Raw genomic sequence first — 14,891 nt, 5'->3', positions numbered from 1 at the left:
GGCACAGCGGCCGCGGACGGTGGCCCCGCCCTCCCGGACCGGGCACGACCGGGGGAGCGGGCCAGACGACGACGGGCCTACCCGGCGGGCGGACGACACCCCTTCACCCGTGGGCGGCATGCCGGGCGCCGACGGAGACCGTGAACGTGTCGGTGCCCGGACCGGATTCGGGTGGCTGCTGATCGTGACCGCCGCGCTCGGGCTGCTGGGCTCCTTCATGATCACCGTCGACAAGTTCGAACTGCTCGCCGACCCCGGCTTCGTCCCCGCCTGCTCCCTGAGCCCCGTGCTGTCCTGCACGGATGTGATGCGCAGCGAACAGGCCTCGGTGTTCGGCTTCCCGAACCCGTTGCTGGGGCTGATCGGCTTCGGGGTGGTGATGGGCGTCGGAGCCGGCCTGCTCGCGGGCGCACGCTACCGGCGGTGGTACTGGCTGGGACTGAACCTGGGCACCCTCCTCGGGGCCGGCTTCTGCATGTGGCTGATGACGCAGGCGCTCTACGAGATCGGTGCGCTCTGCCTGTGGTGCATGCTCGTCTGGGTGGCGACCGTCTTCATGTTCTGCCACACCACGGTGCACAACCTGCGCCACGGGGTGCTGCCCGCTCCCCGGGCGCTGGTCGCCGCCGTACTGGAGTTCCCGCTGGCGGTGCCGGTGACCTGGTGCCTGGTCATCGTCATGCTGATAGCAACCCGGTTCTGGTCGTACTGGGCGACATTCCTGTGACCGTCTCGCCGATCGTGCCGGCCACCGCGTATCCGGCAGCCCCGTCGGCCGCTCCCGTGCCCATCACGACGCCGGAGCTGTCGTGATGGACACAGGCGGCCGGGACACCGGCGGCGGCCAGCCGGGCCGCCACGGCCCCCGTCGGGTCCGACGAGGACACCTCGGGGGCCAGGGCCAGGAAGACGTGCTGCCCGGACGCCTCCCCGCGGCCCCGTGCCGGTCCGCCGCACAGGGTCCGCAGCCCCTGGTCGGTGAAGGGTCCGGTGGGGAGCACGGTCAGCCAGGGACGCCCGCGCCGGAACGCCTCCAGGTACGCCGAGTCGTACATGCCGCCGCCCGCGCCGCCGTCCAGCAGCAGCCGTACCCGGTGGGCCCGCGAGCGTTCGGCGTCGACCTGCTGGAGCAGCGACTTCATCGCGGCCCAGCCCGTGCCCGAGGCGATCAGCAGCACCTCGGCGGACGGGGTGTGACGGGGCAGCGCCAACGCGCCGCGCGGCGCGCCGACGCGCACGGTGTCGCCCTCCCGGGTGCGGTGCACCAGCGCGTCACTCACCCCGCCGGCGCCGCGGGCGTGTACGTGGAACTCCAGATCGCCGTCCGGATGCGGTGCGCGGGCCAGGTAGTACGGGCGCCACGCCTGCTCCAGCAGCGGCGACTCCACGGACGCGTACTGCCCCGCCGTGAAGGCGTAGGGCTGATGGGGGCGTACGGTCAGCACCGCGAGATCCGGCGAGCGGAGCTCGTGCGAGGTCACCGTCGCGTCCCAGCTCGGAGGTTCGGCGATCGCCTCGTCGGCGCCCCTGACCATCGCCGAGACGGCAAGGCGCAGCATCCGCAGCCAGGCGTTCTCCAGTTCGTCGCTCCACCGGTGGCCGGCCCGCAGACGCAGCGCCTCGATCAGTGCCGCCTCGAAGGCCTCGAAGTGGGCCGGACGCACACCGAGTTTGCGATGGTCGCGCCCCAACTGCGCGAACGTGTCGATCATGTCGTCCGTCCGGTGCAGATTGCCGATCAGATAGCGGAAGATCTCGGCGAGGTGCGCCTGCTGGAACGCCATCGACTCGGGGAACAGGGACCGCAGATACGGGTGCCGGTCGAACAGGGCCCGGTACAGTTCGGCGATCAGCCCGTCCAACGGGCCGACCAGCGCCAGACAGTCACCGATCAGCCGCTGGTCCGCCGTGCCGTCGTACGTCCGAGGCGGTTGGGCGGACCACGGCTCGGCCTCCGTGCCGGCCGGGGACAGGATGCGCCGCCGCAGCCGCATCGCGTCGTGCCGGGCGAGCAGTGCGTGGTAGTCCTCGCTCGGGGTGTTCATGGACGGGTGACTCCTCGGGACGGTGCGGTGGGGGGTGCGGGGCCGGGACGGGGCGACGCCGGGGTGCCCGGAACGATCTCGGCGGCGTCAGTATGGCACCGCGGCCACCTCGCCGACCGGCCCTGGTCACAGGGCCTTTCGGCCCTGTTCAGATTCTGTTTCCCGTGTTTCGAAACCCCGGCGCCCGGGCCGGCGGGCGGACACACATACTGGTGGTCGCCCGCCTTTTCCCCGAGCCGATCGAGCATGGTGTGAACGACCCAGCGAAGACCCCGCCGAACACGACCCCGCCGCGGCCGGCCGATCCCGTGCGCGTCTTCATCCTCGACGACCACGAGGTCGTACGACGCGGTGTGCGCGATCTGCTGGAGGCGGAGGACGGCATCGAGGTGGTCGGGGAGGCGTCCTGCGCCCGGGAGGCACTGGCGCGGGTGCCCGCGACCAGGCCCCAGGTGGCCGTTCTGGACGTACGGCTCGGCGACGACCCCCGGGGCGACCACGCCGGCATCGAGGTGTGCCGGGAACTGCGCGCCCTGATGCCCGAACTCGCCTGCCTGATGCTGACATCCTTCGACGACGACGAGGCGCTGTTCGACGCCATCATGGCGGGCGCGGCCGGCTATGTGCTGAAGCAGATCAACGGAGCGGACCTGATCGCCGCCGTACGCACGGTCGCGGCGGGTACGTCGATGCTGGACCCGCGGACCACCGCGCGGGTCATGGCACGGCTCAGGGGACCCGAACCGGTCCCCGCCCAGGAGCCGGAACTCTCGGAACTGGACCGGCTCACGGCCAGGGAACGCCAGATCCTGGACCTCATCGGCGAGGGCCTCACCAACCGTGAGATCGCCGAACGCCTCTTCCTGGCCGAGAAGACCGTCAAGAACCGCATCTCCTCGATCCTGGCGAAGCTGGGAGTCGGCCGACGGATCCAGGCCGCGATGCTCGTGGGCCGGATCAAGGACCGCGAGGGGGCCGGTCCGGGGCGGAGCTGACACCCGTTCACGGCTCACCCCGCCCCACGGTTCACGCCCGCCTCGGGGCGCCACTCGCCCCGGTACCCGACGCGGTGCGGGTCCCCGGCCCGCGGGTCAGCCGTGGAGCGGGGCGCGCCACACGATCCGGGTGCCGCCGCCCGTCGGCCGTTCCACGGACAGCGTGCCGCCGCACAGCTCCGCCCGGGTCCGCATATTGGCCAGTCCGCCGCCCCGCGCCCGCCGCGCGCCGTCGTCGGCCGCCTCCGCCCCGGCCGCGGCAGGGCCGTCCGCGATACCGATGCCGTCGTCCGTGACCGTCAGCGTCACCGCGTCGTCCGCCGACAGCACGATGTCGATGCGGCTCGCACCGGCGTGGCGCGACGCGTTGGACACCGCCTCGGCGGCGACGGCCACCACGTGCTCGGCAAGTTCGTCCGGGACGGTGGTGTCCACCGGCCCGTCGATCCGCACCGAGGGACGGAACCCGAGGGCGCGTGCCGCGGTCCGCGCGGTCTCCGCCATCCGGTGCCGAAGCCCGCTGCGGCCCGCGCGGTCCGCCGTCCGCAGATCGAAGATGGTGGACCGGATGATCCGGATCGTGGTGTCCAGGTCGTCCACCGCCCGGCTGACCCGCTCCGCCGCGTCCGGACGGTCGGCGATGGCCCGGGTGGTGCTCTGGAGCGTCATCCCGGTCGCGAACAGCCGCTGGATCGCCAGGTCGTGCAGATCACGGGCGATCCGGTCCCGGTCGTGCATCACGGCGAGCTCCTCGGACTCGGCCCGGCCCCGGGCCAGTTCCAGGGCGATCGCCGCCTGGTCGGCGAAGCCGGACACGAGCGCGACCTCGGTGTCGTCGAACGGCGGGCGCCCGACCGGACGCCCGAGGCGCAGCGCCCCCATCGCCCCGGTGCCGACCCGCAACGGCACCGCCACCACCGGGCCCAGACCGTCCTCGGCGCCGTCCCCGAACGGATGCGCCCGCGGATCCGTCCGGACATCGGCACAGTGCGCGGGCGTTCCGGTACGCGCGGCGAGACCGGCAAGCGAACCCGACGCCGGCACGGACAACCCCGTCACACGGTCGCAGTCCTTCCCGTGGGCGACGGCCACGGTGAGCCGCTCCTCGGCCCCCGGCTCCTCGGCCCCCGACCCCACGGGAGCCTGAGCCGCGGCCCCCTGCCGGGCCGTGGGCAGCAGGATCGCCGCACGGTCCGCCCCCGCCACCTCCCTTGCCCGTTCCGCGATCAGATGGAGCACCTCGCCGGCGTCCGCACCGGAGAGCAGGGAACGGGTGATCTCGCCCAGCGCCTCCAGACGCCGCTCCCGGCGGCGGCTCTCGTCGTACATCCTGGCGTTGTCGATGGCGACCCCGGCGGCGATCGACAGGGTGGTGAGCACGGCCTCGTCGTCGTCGTCGAAGCCCGCCCCGCCCCGCTTCTCGGTGAGGTACAGGTTGCCGAACACCTCGTCGCGCACCCGGATCGGCACCCCAAGGAACGTGCGCATCGGAGGATGATGCGGCGGAAAACCGAAGCTGCGCGGATGGCTGCCCAGATCGGTGAGCCGCAGCGGTTCCGGGTGGCGTATCAGCTCGCCGAGGATGCCGCGCCCGCACGGCGACTGCCCGATCCGGGCGGCGACCTCCCGCTCCAGTCCCACCGGCAGGAACTCCAGCAGTTTCTGCCCGTCGCCGACGATGCCGAGTGCCCCGTACTCCGCGTCGGTCAGCGTCACCGCCGCCTCGACGATGCCACGCAGCACCTCGGGCAGCTCCAGCCCGCGCCCCAGACTCATCACGGCGTCCAGCAGACCGCGCATCCGGTCCGGCCGGCTCGGCTGCGGCCACGTCGCCGCGGCATGACGCGGGCACGAAGCCCCGCGCGACCCGGGCACGGGCACGGCGGGGGCGGAGTCCGGGGAGGGGGATGCGGAAGGTGCTGACGCTGCCATCGGGTGCCGTTCTCTGGGGCCGTGTGCCGTACGCGTGTGCCGTACGCCGGGATCTGCTCACCGGATCACCGCGGGGCTGGAACCGGTACACGACCTGTCAGCCTACGGCAGCCCGGAGAGCGGTGGCCCGGCGGTGCGCGGTTCCCGCGCCGTGCGGAGCGGGGGCCGACCGGCCCTGGGCGGGGACCGAGGCAGGGCCGGTCGGCCCCCGCGGGAGGTGCCCGTCGGCCCCTGGGGAGCGCCCCCCGCCCCGGACCACCATGGTGCGGCGCCGGGAAGGTCCGGCAGACCGTCCCCCGTGAAACGCCGGACCTTCCCGACCTCTTCCGCCCGCCCCGCGCGGCCGGGAGAACGCTCGGAGCATCGCAACAGCTGGAGGAAACAGTCCGGTGGAAGCAACGGAATCGCAGGGCAGCGAGGCCATCCCCGCACAGGGCCCCAAGCCCCCCGGGGCCCCGCCCGTGGCCACGCCGGGCGCGGACCGCCCCGGCGACGGGAACGCCCGCGCCGCCCTTCCCGGCACCGGTCCCGCACGCGGCCGGGTCGTCTCGTGGCTCACCACGACCGACCACAAGCAGATCGGCACGCTCTACCTCGTCACCGCGTTCGCCTTCTTCCTGATCGGCGGTGTGATGGCGCTGGTGATGCGGGCCGAACTCGCCCGCCCCGGAACGCAGATCATCTCCAACGAGCAGTTCAACCAGGCGTTCACGATGCACGGCTCGGTGATGCTGCTGCTGTTCGCCATGCCGCTGTTCACGGGATTCGCGAACTGGCTGATGCCGCTTCAGATCGGCGCTCCCGACGTCGCCTTCCCCCGGCTGAACATGCTCGCCTTCTGGCTGTTCCTCTTCGGATCGCTGATCGCGGCGGCCGGCTTCCTCACCCCGCAGGGCGCCGCCGACTTCGGATGGTTCGCCTACGCCCCGCTGTCCGACGCCACGCACTCCCCGGGCATCGGCGCCGACATGTGGATCATGGGCGTGGCTCTCTCCGGCTTCGGTTCCATCCTCGGCGCGGTGAACTTCATCACCACCATCATCTGCATGCGCGCACCGGGCATGACCATGTTCCGGATGTCGATCTTCACCTGGAACGTGCTGCTCACCGCCGTCCTCATCCTGCTCGTCTTCCCGGTCCTCGCCGCAGCGCTCTTCGCCCTGGAGTTGGACCGAAAGTTCGGCTCGCACATCTTCGACCCCGCCAACGGGGGCGCCCTGCTGTGGCAGCACCTGTTCTGGTTCTTCGGGCACCCGGAGGTCTACGTGCTGGCCCTGCCGTTCTTCGGCATCGTCTCGGAGATCGTCCCGGTCTTCTCCCGGAAGCCGATGTTCGGCTACGTCGGACTGGTCGCCGCGACGATCGCCATCGCCGGACTGTCCGTCACCGTCTGGGCCCACCACATGTATGTCACTGGCGGTGTGCTGCTGCCGTTCTTCGCCTTCATGACATTCCTGATCGCCGTCCCCACCGGGGTGAAGTTCTTCAACTGGATCGGCACGATGTGGAAGGGGTCGCTCTCCTTCGAGACACCGATGCTGTGGGCCACCGGATTCCTCGTCACCTTCGTCTTCGGGGGGCTGACCGGCGTCATCCTGGCGGCACCGCCGCTCGACTTCCACGTGTCCGACTCCTACTTCGTGGTCGCCCACTTCCACTACACGCTTTTCGGCACCGTCGTCTACGCGATGTTCGCGGGGTTCCACTTCTGGTGGCCGAAGTTCACCGGGAAGATGCTGGACGAGCGCCTCGGGAAGATCACCTTCTGGGTGCTGACGGTCGGCTTCCACCTCACCTTCCTCGTGCAGCACTGGCTGGGCGCCCAGGGCATGCCCCGGCGGTACGCCGACTACCTGGCCGCCGACGGCTTCACCACCCTCAACACCCTCTCCACCATCGGCTCGTTCCTGCTCGGACTGTCCTTCCTGCCCTTCTTCTACAACGTCTGGAAGACCTCCCAGTACGGCCAACGGGTCACCGTCGACGACCCCTGGGGATACGGCCGCTCCCTGGAATGGGCGACGTCCTGTCCGCCTCCCCGGCACAACTTCGCCTCCCTGCCGCGCATCCGCAGCGAGTCCCCGGCCTTCGATCTGCACCATCCGGAGATCGCCGCGCTGGACCACGTCACCTCTCAGCACTGACCCCGTCGACGACCGGTCCGTGCCCCGTCACCCAGAAGGAGAGCTGCCCGATGTCCCATGGTGTCCTGGCCCTCGGTGTCGCCGTGATCTGCGTATCGGGGCACGTCTGGTACCTGCCCGCGTGCATCGACCTGCGCGCGTCCCAGGACCGCCCCGGTTCCCGGCGTCCCGCCGCGGCCGCCGTGCTGACGGGGTGGACGTTCGCCGCCGCCACGATGCTCCTGCTGCTCGCGCCGGTCGCCCGGCACGTGGTCGCGGGGGTGGCGGCGGCCGGCCTCGCCGCCACCGTCACCCTGGCGGCCCGGGCGTGGCTGCGACGCCGCGAGGAACGGCGCGAGGCGGAGTCGCGCTGGGCCGCCCTGTTCCCGATGCCCACCGCGACTCCCGCCCGGCACACCGAGGACGAGCGCTGAGCGGGGCGCCGCGCACGCCCTCCGGGCGACGGATCCGCACGGGCGGATCGGGGTAATGTCGGGTGACGACATCGGATCGGAGCCTGCATGAGGGTCGAACTGCCGCCGGAACCAGTGCACTTCGTCAACCGTGACGAGGAGCGGCAACGCGCCGTGCGCGCGGTGGAGGAGTGGCGGGGCCGTTCCCGGCCCTTGGTGCTGTCGCTGAGCGGACCGGGTGGCCTGGGAAAGACCGAACTTGCCTTCCTCATCGCCCGCACCCTGAGCGACCGGTTTGCGGACGGTGTGCTGACCGTCGACCTGGACGACTTCCGGACGGGCGGCGAGCTGGACCCCGGTGAGGTTCTGGCGCAGTTGCTGACCTCGCTCGACGTGGCACCGGATCTTCTGGAACGGCAGTTCAGGGCGCGATGCCGGCAGTACTGGAACATGACGTCCGCGAGCCGGCTGATCGTCGTCGTCGACAACGCGCGCTACGCCTCGGAGGTCGTCCCCCTGCTCCCGGCGTCGGGCGACAGCCTGGTGATCGTCGCGAGTCACGGCCCGCTGTACGACCTGGAGGACGGCGCCGCCGTCGACATGGCGCTGCCGCCGCTGACGGACCCCGTGGCGACGGAACTGCTGGAGCGCGTCGTCCGGGACCCACGGCTGGCCGCCGATCCGGCGGCCGCCCGGGACATGGTGCGGATGTGCCACGGTCTGCCCGCGGCCCTGCACGTCGCCGGACGCTGGGTGCGCGCCCACCGGGTGCGGCCGCTGCCGCGCCTGATCGCCGACCTCCGTTCCGAACTGGACGAGAAGGGCGTGTCGTCCGGGGTGGAACGCGTCTGGGACGCGGCCTACCGCGGCCTGTCCGCCCCGGCGGCTGCGCTCTACCGGCTGCTGCCGGACCACCCCGGCCCGACCTTCACCCCGGAGTCCGCCACCGCACTGCTCGGGCAGGGGCCCGCAGCGGGGCAGGACGCGCTGGAGGAGCTGGACCGGGCGGGGCTGCTGCAACTGTCCGCGGCGTGGCAGGAGGAGAACGGCCGGATGCGGCTCCCGGGGCCGTTGCACGCGCATGCCCGGCGCCGAGCCCGCTCGCACGACGAACAGGGCGAGTCGGCCGAGGCACAGGCACGTCTGCTGCGCTGGTTCGTGCGGCAGGCCCAGCTCGCCGACCGGTACACCGCCGGTCGGCGCCTGGTCGTCGCGGACCGCCTCGACCCCGTTCCCGGAGCCCCGGACGTTCCCCTGGAGGATCCGGGGGCGACCGACGACCCCGCGGTCCGGGCCGTGCGGACCGAGCGGGCGGCCCGCTGGCTGCACGCGGAACGGCACACGCTGTACGCGTGCGTGCGCCGGGCCCACGCGCGAGGTCTGGACGCCGAGGCCGTGGCCCTGTGCGAACCCGTGTGGACCCACGCGCTGGACCACCCGCACCAGTCGGACGTGAGCGAGGTCTTCCGACTCGGCGCGGCCTGCGCGGCCCGGTCCGGCGACCAGGCGTGGATCGTGCGGATGCGTTGCCAGCTCGCCCGCCCGCTGTGGGAGTCGGGGCGGCTGGACGAGGCCGGACACGAACTCGACAGCGCGATGGCGGCCGTCGGCCTGCTGGGGGAATCGGACCGGGACCGCAAGCTCCGCGCCTCGGCCATCGAGTTCCGCGGCATGCTCAACTCCGCGCGCGGGGACTGGAACGCGGCGGCCGCCGATTTCGCCCGCTCCCGCGACGTGCACCTCGCGATTCCCAACCCGTACGGCGTCCTGCTGCAGACGTACCGGTTGGGTCAGGCGCGGGCCGAGCTCGGTGACCTGGAGTCGGCGAGTCGTCTGCTGTCCGAGGCGTACGAGGCGGCCGTGGCGGACCACCGCGAGAGGATGAGCGCGCGCACCGGGTTCGTGCTCGGTGGGGTTCTGCGACGGCTGGGCCGCGCGGACGAGGCCCGCCGGCTGTACCGGCAGGCGCTGGAGGGTGCACACCGACGCGGCTCCGCCTTCGACCAGGTGCGGATCCTCGACGCCTTCGCCGAGACGGACCGGGAGCAGGGGCTGGGCGCGCAGGAGGCGGAGCATCGTGCGGCCGCGCGGGACATCCGGCGGCGCAACGGCCTGCTTCCGCCCGGCCCGGACGACCGGCGGTAGGCCCGGACAGCCCCGAGGGCAGCACGATCGCGGCAGTACGGCAGCCCGGGTATGCGGACAGAGCGTGCCGGGTCCACCCGGACGCGGTCCACTCGACAGCCGGATCGACGGGCGTCGGCGGGAGCACGCGGCAGTACAGCAGACCGGCCGAACGGGAGAACTGCTCGCGGGTGGCACCGTGTTCCACCGTCAGGTGATGCCCGGGCGGACCGAGCCCGGCGGGCCGGCGGGCGGCAACGGCGGGAGGGGGCCGCAGCCGGGGCGGGGCGTCGAAGGACGGCGGCGTGAGACCGAGAAGGGCGTACACCTCGGCGCGCAGCCGGCCGAGCGCCTCGCCGCGCTCGTCGAACGCCGCCCGGGCGGTACGCGGCCAGCGCTTCCCGTACCGCCGTGGCGGGGCCGAGCCGCGGGACCCGGCGCAGCAGGGTGTCCATCGGGCTGCCGGGGATCAACTCGGCACCGTCGTGGTGGACGCCCACGACCGGTCGGTCACCGGCCGCGGCGTAGCACAGGGCAGTGGACCCGTGGCCGGTGATCAGGGCGTCGGCGGCTACCAGGACGGCTGCCCACTCCTCGTGCGGGCCCGCGAGCACCAGACCGGCGTCGAGGGCCGGAGCCAGGCGTTCGGTCAGCTCGTGACTGCCGAGCAGACTCCGTTCGTCGGGGTGCACGATGAGCGCCAACTGGTACTCGTCGTGGGGGAGCTGGGCGGACAGCTCCATGGGCAGTTCGGGGCGCCGCCGCAGCAGGGATTCCGGTCCCCACGTCGAGGCGAGGACGAGCAGCGTGCGCGGCCTGGTGCCCAGCGCCGCGCGGTAGCGGTCGCGGAGGGCCAGCGAGGCGAGGACGCGTTCGAGGGTGGGATCGCCGACGACCTTGGCGCGCGCGGCGGCGTGCGGGCTGGCGGCGGCGAGCCGGGTGACCCGGGCGCGGTGGGCCAGCGCGTGCAGTGTGGTCTGCGCGTGGCCGTGGGCCGACAGCAGGTACTGGGGGTCCAGTCCGGAGGCGGAGTCGGCCGAACCCTCGCCCGGAATCGACTTGTTGAAAGCCGCTCCGTGCGGCAGCAGCACGTGTGTGCCGCGGAGCAGGCTCAGTTCGCCCTTCGGGCTCGCCACGAGAACGAGATCGTGGTCGCATGGTCCGGCCACCGACGGCATCGATCACGGACAACGCGTCGACGCGGAAGCCGGACCCGGGCACCAAGGTGAAGAGGGGGGTGATCCGGTCGTCACCGGAGAAGACCGGGAGCGTGTCCAGGAGCCGGTACAGGGTCACCGCGGAACGCGCGGCCAGCAGCACGGCTCATCGCCTACAAGGTTCCAGCTTACCGGGGCGATTGCCGAAACCTGGCGTTTTCGCAGTTCGGGAGGGTTCTCCCGTTTCGCCGGGCGACGTGATTGCGGTCGTACCGCGCGTCGGATCCGTACCGGGCGCGGTGATCCGCACCGCATATTCGGCAAGTGTGGTGCGCGACTGGCCGGCCGGCCGGGAGGATGGCGCGATGAGTGAGTTGGGAATCGCGCTGATCGCCGCAGGGGCCGCGATCGTGGGCAGCGTCGCCACCGGCTGGTACACCCGCAGCGCGGGTCTCCGGCAGGCCGAGGCGGCACGGCGGGCCGGGGAGCGGCAGGCCGACGCGGTGCTCGAAACCGTTCGGATGACTCTTCAGGAGCAGGCGGTGGTGCGTGTGCTGGACCTCCGGCGCCAGACCTACGTGCGGTTCCTCGAAGCGGCGGAGACCCGGATCCTGACCGAACGGTCCGGCGGGCGCGGCGGCGGTGGCGACGAGGCGCTCCTGGAACGCGCACTGGGCACCGTGCTCCTGGAGGGGCCGGACGAGGTCGCCTCGGCGGCGCAGGTCCTCGCCGACCGCCTGCGCCGCCACGAGGCACCCGACGGCCTCGTGGCGGCGAAGCTCGCCTTCGTCTCGGCCGCGCGGCAGGCGGTGAACGCCCCTCCGTCGCCTCGGTAGGCGCCCCGCGGCCCGCGGCAGCCCGCCGCGGGCCGAGAAGCAGTGGACGGGCGGACGACCGGCGGTCACGTGCCCGCGGTGTTGCCGCATCGGCCCGGGTCCGTGTCCGGACCCGCACCGCCTCCCGCACGCGGATCGATCGGCGCGAACACCCCGACCCGGTCCTCGACCGCCTGTGCGGCGGCGAGGCACAGATCCTCCCGGAACGCCCGCCCGACGATCTGTACCCCGGTCGGCAGCCCGTCGACCACCGCGGTCGGCACGGCCACGCCGGGCACGCCCACGAAACTGGTGACGGTGCACAGGCGCATGGCCGATCCGACTCGGTCCCGTCCGGCTCTGTCGCGCGACTCCAGACCCGGTTCGACCGGCGGCTCGGTGAACACCGGGCCGAGCAACAGGGGGTGGACGTCGAGGAATTCGGCCCACGAGCGGCGGATGTTGAGCCAGATGCCCATGAGCTTCATGAACTCGTCCGCGCTCGCGGGCGGGGTCCGGTCCATCGCCATCCCGATGTAGCGGTCCCCGCCGGGCCCGAGGAGTTTGCGTACCGCCGGCCAGCTCGCGGCGAACTCCGTCACGGTGATCCGGCCGTACACGTCGAGCGCCTCGTCCAGCCTCGGCACGTCCGGGACCTCCCGCACGGCATACCCGGCGTCGAGCAGTGCCTCCGCCGCGGCCTCGACGGCTCCACGAACCGTGGGGTGGACGCCGTGCCCGCCCGGATCAGCGACCACCGCGACCTCGACGGGGCCGGGGAGGGGCGGGCCGTGCACGGGTACCGGCACCGCCCGCGGGTCCCGGGGGTCGGCCCCCGCGAGTACCTCGTACGCCAGCCGGAGGTCGGCGACGCTCCGCGCCAACGGCCCGTCGGTGACCAGCATCTGCGAGGCGGGCCCGGGGTCGTCCGGGCCGATGACTCGATGGTCCGCCGCGAAGCGCCCGTTCGTCGGTTTCAGCCCCGTCACGCCGCAGAACTGGGCGGGAATGCGTACCGACCCTCCGGAGTCGTTGCCGAGGCCGAGGGCGGCCATGCCCGTGGCGACGGCGACACCGTCACCGCCGCTGGTGCCGCCCGGGGTGCGGCCGGGGTTCCACGGGTTGACCGTGTCGCCGAACAATTCGCTCCGGGTGTGCATGCCCGCCAGTACCAGCGTGGGCATGTTGCTGTGTCCGATGGGGATGGCCCCGGCCGCGCGCAGCCGCGCGACCGGAGGTGCGTCGGCCGGTGCGACCAGGTCACGGAAGCGCTCGGTGCCGAACGTGGTCGGCACGCCCTCCACGGGGGTGCTCTCCTTCACCGTGAACGGCACCCCCGCGAGCGGCCCGAGGGTTTCCCCGGCGGCCCTGCGACGGTCCGTCCGGGCCGCGGCGTCCCGTGCGCGCTCGGCAAGGAGCTGGGTGACCGCGTTCACCCGCGGATTGACCTCGGCGATGCGTTCCAGATGGCTGTCGATCAGCTCGACGGCCGAGATCCGTGCATCGCGCACGGCCTCGGCCTGCGCGGTGGCCGTCATCCTCCACAAGGGGCTGCGCATGCGCTCATGTCCTTTCCCGAAAGCGTTCCGATGCGTTTGCATCGGAACGGTAGCCGGGAATCGATGCATCCGCATCGGATAAAGGAAGGGAGACGGATACAGTGCGGTGCAGGACAGAGGTGCAGGACAGAACGGAGCGCGCCGTGCGGGGGAGCGCCGTGGAAGCAGGGAGCCGACCGGTATGCCGAGACAGGTGGATCACGCGGAACGCCGCCGCCGAATCGCCGAGGCCGTCTGCCGGCTCGTCGACGAGCGCGGGCTGGAGGGCGTGACCCTTCGAGATGTCGCCGCCCGCGCGGAGGTGTCGATGGGGGCGGTCCAGCGGTGCTTCCGTACCAAGGAGGAGATGCTCGTCTTCGCCCTCGGGCACATCGGCGAGCGCGTCGGCGAGCGGGTGCGGGCCCGCCTCGTCAGGAGCCCGGCCCAGTCGGCCCGCACCGCCGTCGGCCACGCGGCCACCGAGATCTCGCTGCTCCGGGACGAGCACCGCGCCGAGGCCAGGGTCTGGCTCGCCTTCGTCGCGCAGGCGGCCGTCAGCGAGCCGCTCGCCCGGACGCTGAGGGCCAACTACGCGGCGCTCCAGGAGGCCGTCACCCGCCTCCTGGAGGAAGCGGCCGACGACGCGGACCGCGTCGCGGCCGTCGATCCGCCACGCGAGGCCCGTACGCTGCTCGCCCTCGCCGACGGCCTCACCACGCATGTCCTCATCGGCCGGCTGACCCCGGCGGAGGCACGGGACATCCTGCACGCGCACCTGGGCGCCCTCTGGGAACGGCCGGCCGATCCGCCCCACGAACAGCACGGGACCGTCTGAACCGCGCGTTCGCGGCGGGAAGGCCAAGGGCTGTCCCGCAATCCCTGGCGGGCGCGCGACGGCAGCTACGGCACCTCGCGGCGTTGCCGGAACATCCGCATACATCCGGTAGGCGCATGTCCCTCCGCCTTGCGATGCACCGCATCCGACGCCGCGCACTGTTCCACCGCGGATTAGCGGGACAGCCCTTACTCGAAGCGGGTGACGTCACCGGCCCCTCGGCGGACGACGTCGGCCTCGCCGTCGGAGAAGTCGACGACCGTGGTCGGCTCGGTGCCGCAGTCGCCCGAGTCGACCACGATGTCCACCACGTGGTCGAGCCGCTCCTTGATCTCCCAGCCCTGCGTCAGAGGTTCGTCCTCGTCGGGCAGGAGCAGGGTGCTGGAGAGCAGCGGCTCACCGAGTTCGGTGAGCAGCGCCTGGGTGACCACGTGGTCGGGAATCCGGACGCCCACCGTCTTCTTCTTGGGGTGCAGCAGTTGGCGCGGCACCTCCTTCGTCGCCGGGAGGATGAAGGTGTAGCTGCCGGGTGTCGCCGCCTTGATCGCACGGAACACGTCGTTGTCGATGTGCACGAACTGGCCCAACTGGGCGAAGTTCTGGCACATGAGGGTGAAATGGTGACGGTCGTCGAGGTTCCGGATCGAGCGGATCCGGTCGATGCCGTCCCGACTGCCCAGTCGGCATCCCAGCGCGTAGCAGGAATCCGTCGGGTACGCGACGAGCGCCCCCGACCGGATGCTGTCGGCCACCGAACGGATGGTGCGGGGCTGAGGGTTCTCGGGGTGCACGTCGAAGTACTTCGCCATCCGCCGAGTCTAAAGGGTGTTGCACAAGGCCGCGTTCGGGCAGGTCAGGGCCGGTGAGGGCGGTTCTCTGGTCATGATGCGAGGGCGAGGTTGTGCATCTGGGCG

Annotated in this window: 12 protein-coding genes; 8 read left to right on the top strand and 4 right to left on the bottom strand. The window is 72.4% G+C overall.

Annotated features, from left to right (window positions below; genetic code table 11):
• Positions 1-118 precede the first annotated feature (118 nt).
• Positions 119-727, top strand: coding sequence for a vitamin K epoxide reductase family protein (locus ACF1CT_RS16395; protein WP_391784753.1), 609 nt, complete (start codon positions 119-121; stop codon positions 725-727).
• Here ACF1CT_RS16395 and ACF1CT_RS16390 read toward each other — a convergent pair.
• The gene (locus ACF1CT_RS16390) at positions 678-2,045 is read right to left on the bottom strand and encodes a globin domain-containing protein (protein ID WP_391784511.1); all 1,368 of its coding nucleotides are present in this window, start codon (positions 2,043-2,045) and stop codon (positions 678-680) included. The genes ACF1CT_RS16395 and ACF1CT_RS16390 overlap by 50 nt on opposite strands.
• Before the next feature lie 251 nt (positions 2,046-2,296).
• Between ACF1CT_RS16390 and ACF1CT_RS16385 the strand changes: the two genes are divergently transcribed.
• A complete protein-coding gene (locus ACF1CT_RS16385; protein WP_391784510.1) occupies positions 2,297-3,040 on the top strand; it encodes a response regulator in 744 nt (247 codons plus the stop codon).
• Between the two features lie 96 nt (positions 3,041-3,136).
• Here the strand turns inward: ACF1CT_RS16385 and ACF1CT_RS16380 are convergent, their stop codons facing one another.
• A complete protein-coding gene (locus ACF1CT_RS16380) occupies positions 3,137-4,840 on the bottom strand; it encodes a GAF domain-containing protein (protein WP_391784509.1) in 1,704 nt (567 codons plus the stop codon).
• A gap of 521 nt (positions 4,841-5,361) precedes the next feature.
• Here ACF1CT_RS16380 and ctaD point away from each other — a divergent pair.
• The 5 genes from ctaD (at position 5,362) to ACF1CT_RS16355 (ending at position 11,625) form a co-directional block, all read left to right on the top strand.
• Positions 5,362-7,116, top strand: coding sequence for a cytochrome c oxidase subunit I (ctaD, locus tag ACF1CT_RS16375; protein WP_391784508.1), 1,755 nt, complete (start codon positions 5,362-5,364; stop codon positions 7,114-7,116).
• Positions 7,117-7,166: 50 nt separating this feature from the next.
• The gene (locus tag ACF1CT_RS16370; RefSeq protein ID WP_391784507.1) at positions 7,167-7,529 is read left to right on the top strand and encodes a hypothetical protein; all 363 of its coding nucleotides are present in this window, start codon (positions 7,167-7,169) and stop codon (positions 7,527-7,529) included.
• An 87-nt stretch (positions 7,530-7,616) separates the two neighbouring features.
• Positions 7,617-9,653 (top strand): hypothetical protein, encoded by a 2,037-nt coding sequence (locus tag ACF1CT_RS16365; protein WP_391784506.1) that lies wholly within the window; start codon positions 7,617-7,619, stop codon positions 9,651-9,653.
• Between the two features lie 284 nt (positions 9,654-9,937).
• Positions 9,938-10,861 carry a hypothetical protein gene (locus ACF1CT_RS16360; protein ID WP_391784505.1) on the top strand — a complete coding sequence of 308 codons (924 nt, stop codon included), beginning with the start codon at positions 9,938-9,940 and terminating at the stop codon, positions 10,859-10,861.
• A 293-nt stretch (positions 10,862-11,154) separates the two neighbouring features.
• A complete protein-coding gene (locus tag ACF1CT_RS16355; protein WP_391784504.1) occupies positions 11,155-11,625 on the top strand; it encodes a hypothetical protein in 471 nt (156 codons plus the stop codon).
• Positions 11,626-11,690: 65 nt separating this feature from the next.
• Here ACF1CT_RS16355 and ACF1CT_RS16350 read toward each other — a convergent pair whose 3' ends face one another.
• Positions 11,691-13,163 carry an amidase gene (locus ACF1CT_RS16350; protein ID WP_391784503.1) on the bottom strand — a complete coding sequence of 491 codons (1,473 nt, stop codon included), beginning with the start codon at positions 13,161-13,163 and terminating at the stop codon, positions 11,691-11,693.
• Between the two features lie 181 nt (positions 13,164-13,344).
• Here ACF1CT_RS16350 and ACF1CT_RS16345 point away from each other — a divergent pair, with 181 nt between their 5' ends.
• Positions 13,345-13,977 carry a TetR/AcrR family transcriptional regulator gene (locus ACF1CT_RS16345; protein WP_391784502.1) on the top strand — a complete coding sequence of 211 codons (633 nt, stop codon included), beginning with the start codon at positions 13,345-13,347 and terminating at the stop codon, positions 13,975-13,977.
• Positions 13,978-14,165: 188 nt separating this feature from the next.
• Here ACF1CT_RS16345 and ACF1CT_RS16340 read toward each other — a convergent pair whose 3' ends face one another.
• Positions 14,166-14,786: an L-threonylcarbamoyladenylate synthase gene (locus tag ACF1CT_RS16340; protein WP_391784501.1), complete on the bottom strand. Its 621-nt coding sequence runs from the start codon at positions 14,784-14,786 to the stop codon at positions 14,166-14,168.
• Between the last annotated feature and the right edge of the window lie 105 nt (positions 14,787-14,891).

It is taken from the genome of Streptomyces sp. NPDC014734, from assembly GCF_043083325.1.
In the GTDB taxonomy this organism is placed as follows: Bacteria; Actinomycetota; Actinomycetes; order Streptomycetales; family Streptomycetaceae; genus Streptomyces.
The sequence above is the reverse complement of the archived record's forward strand: the minus strand, read 5'-3'. Positions and strand labels throughout refer to the sequence as shown.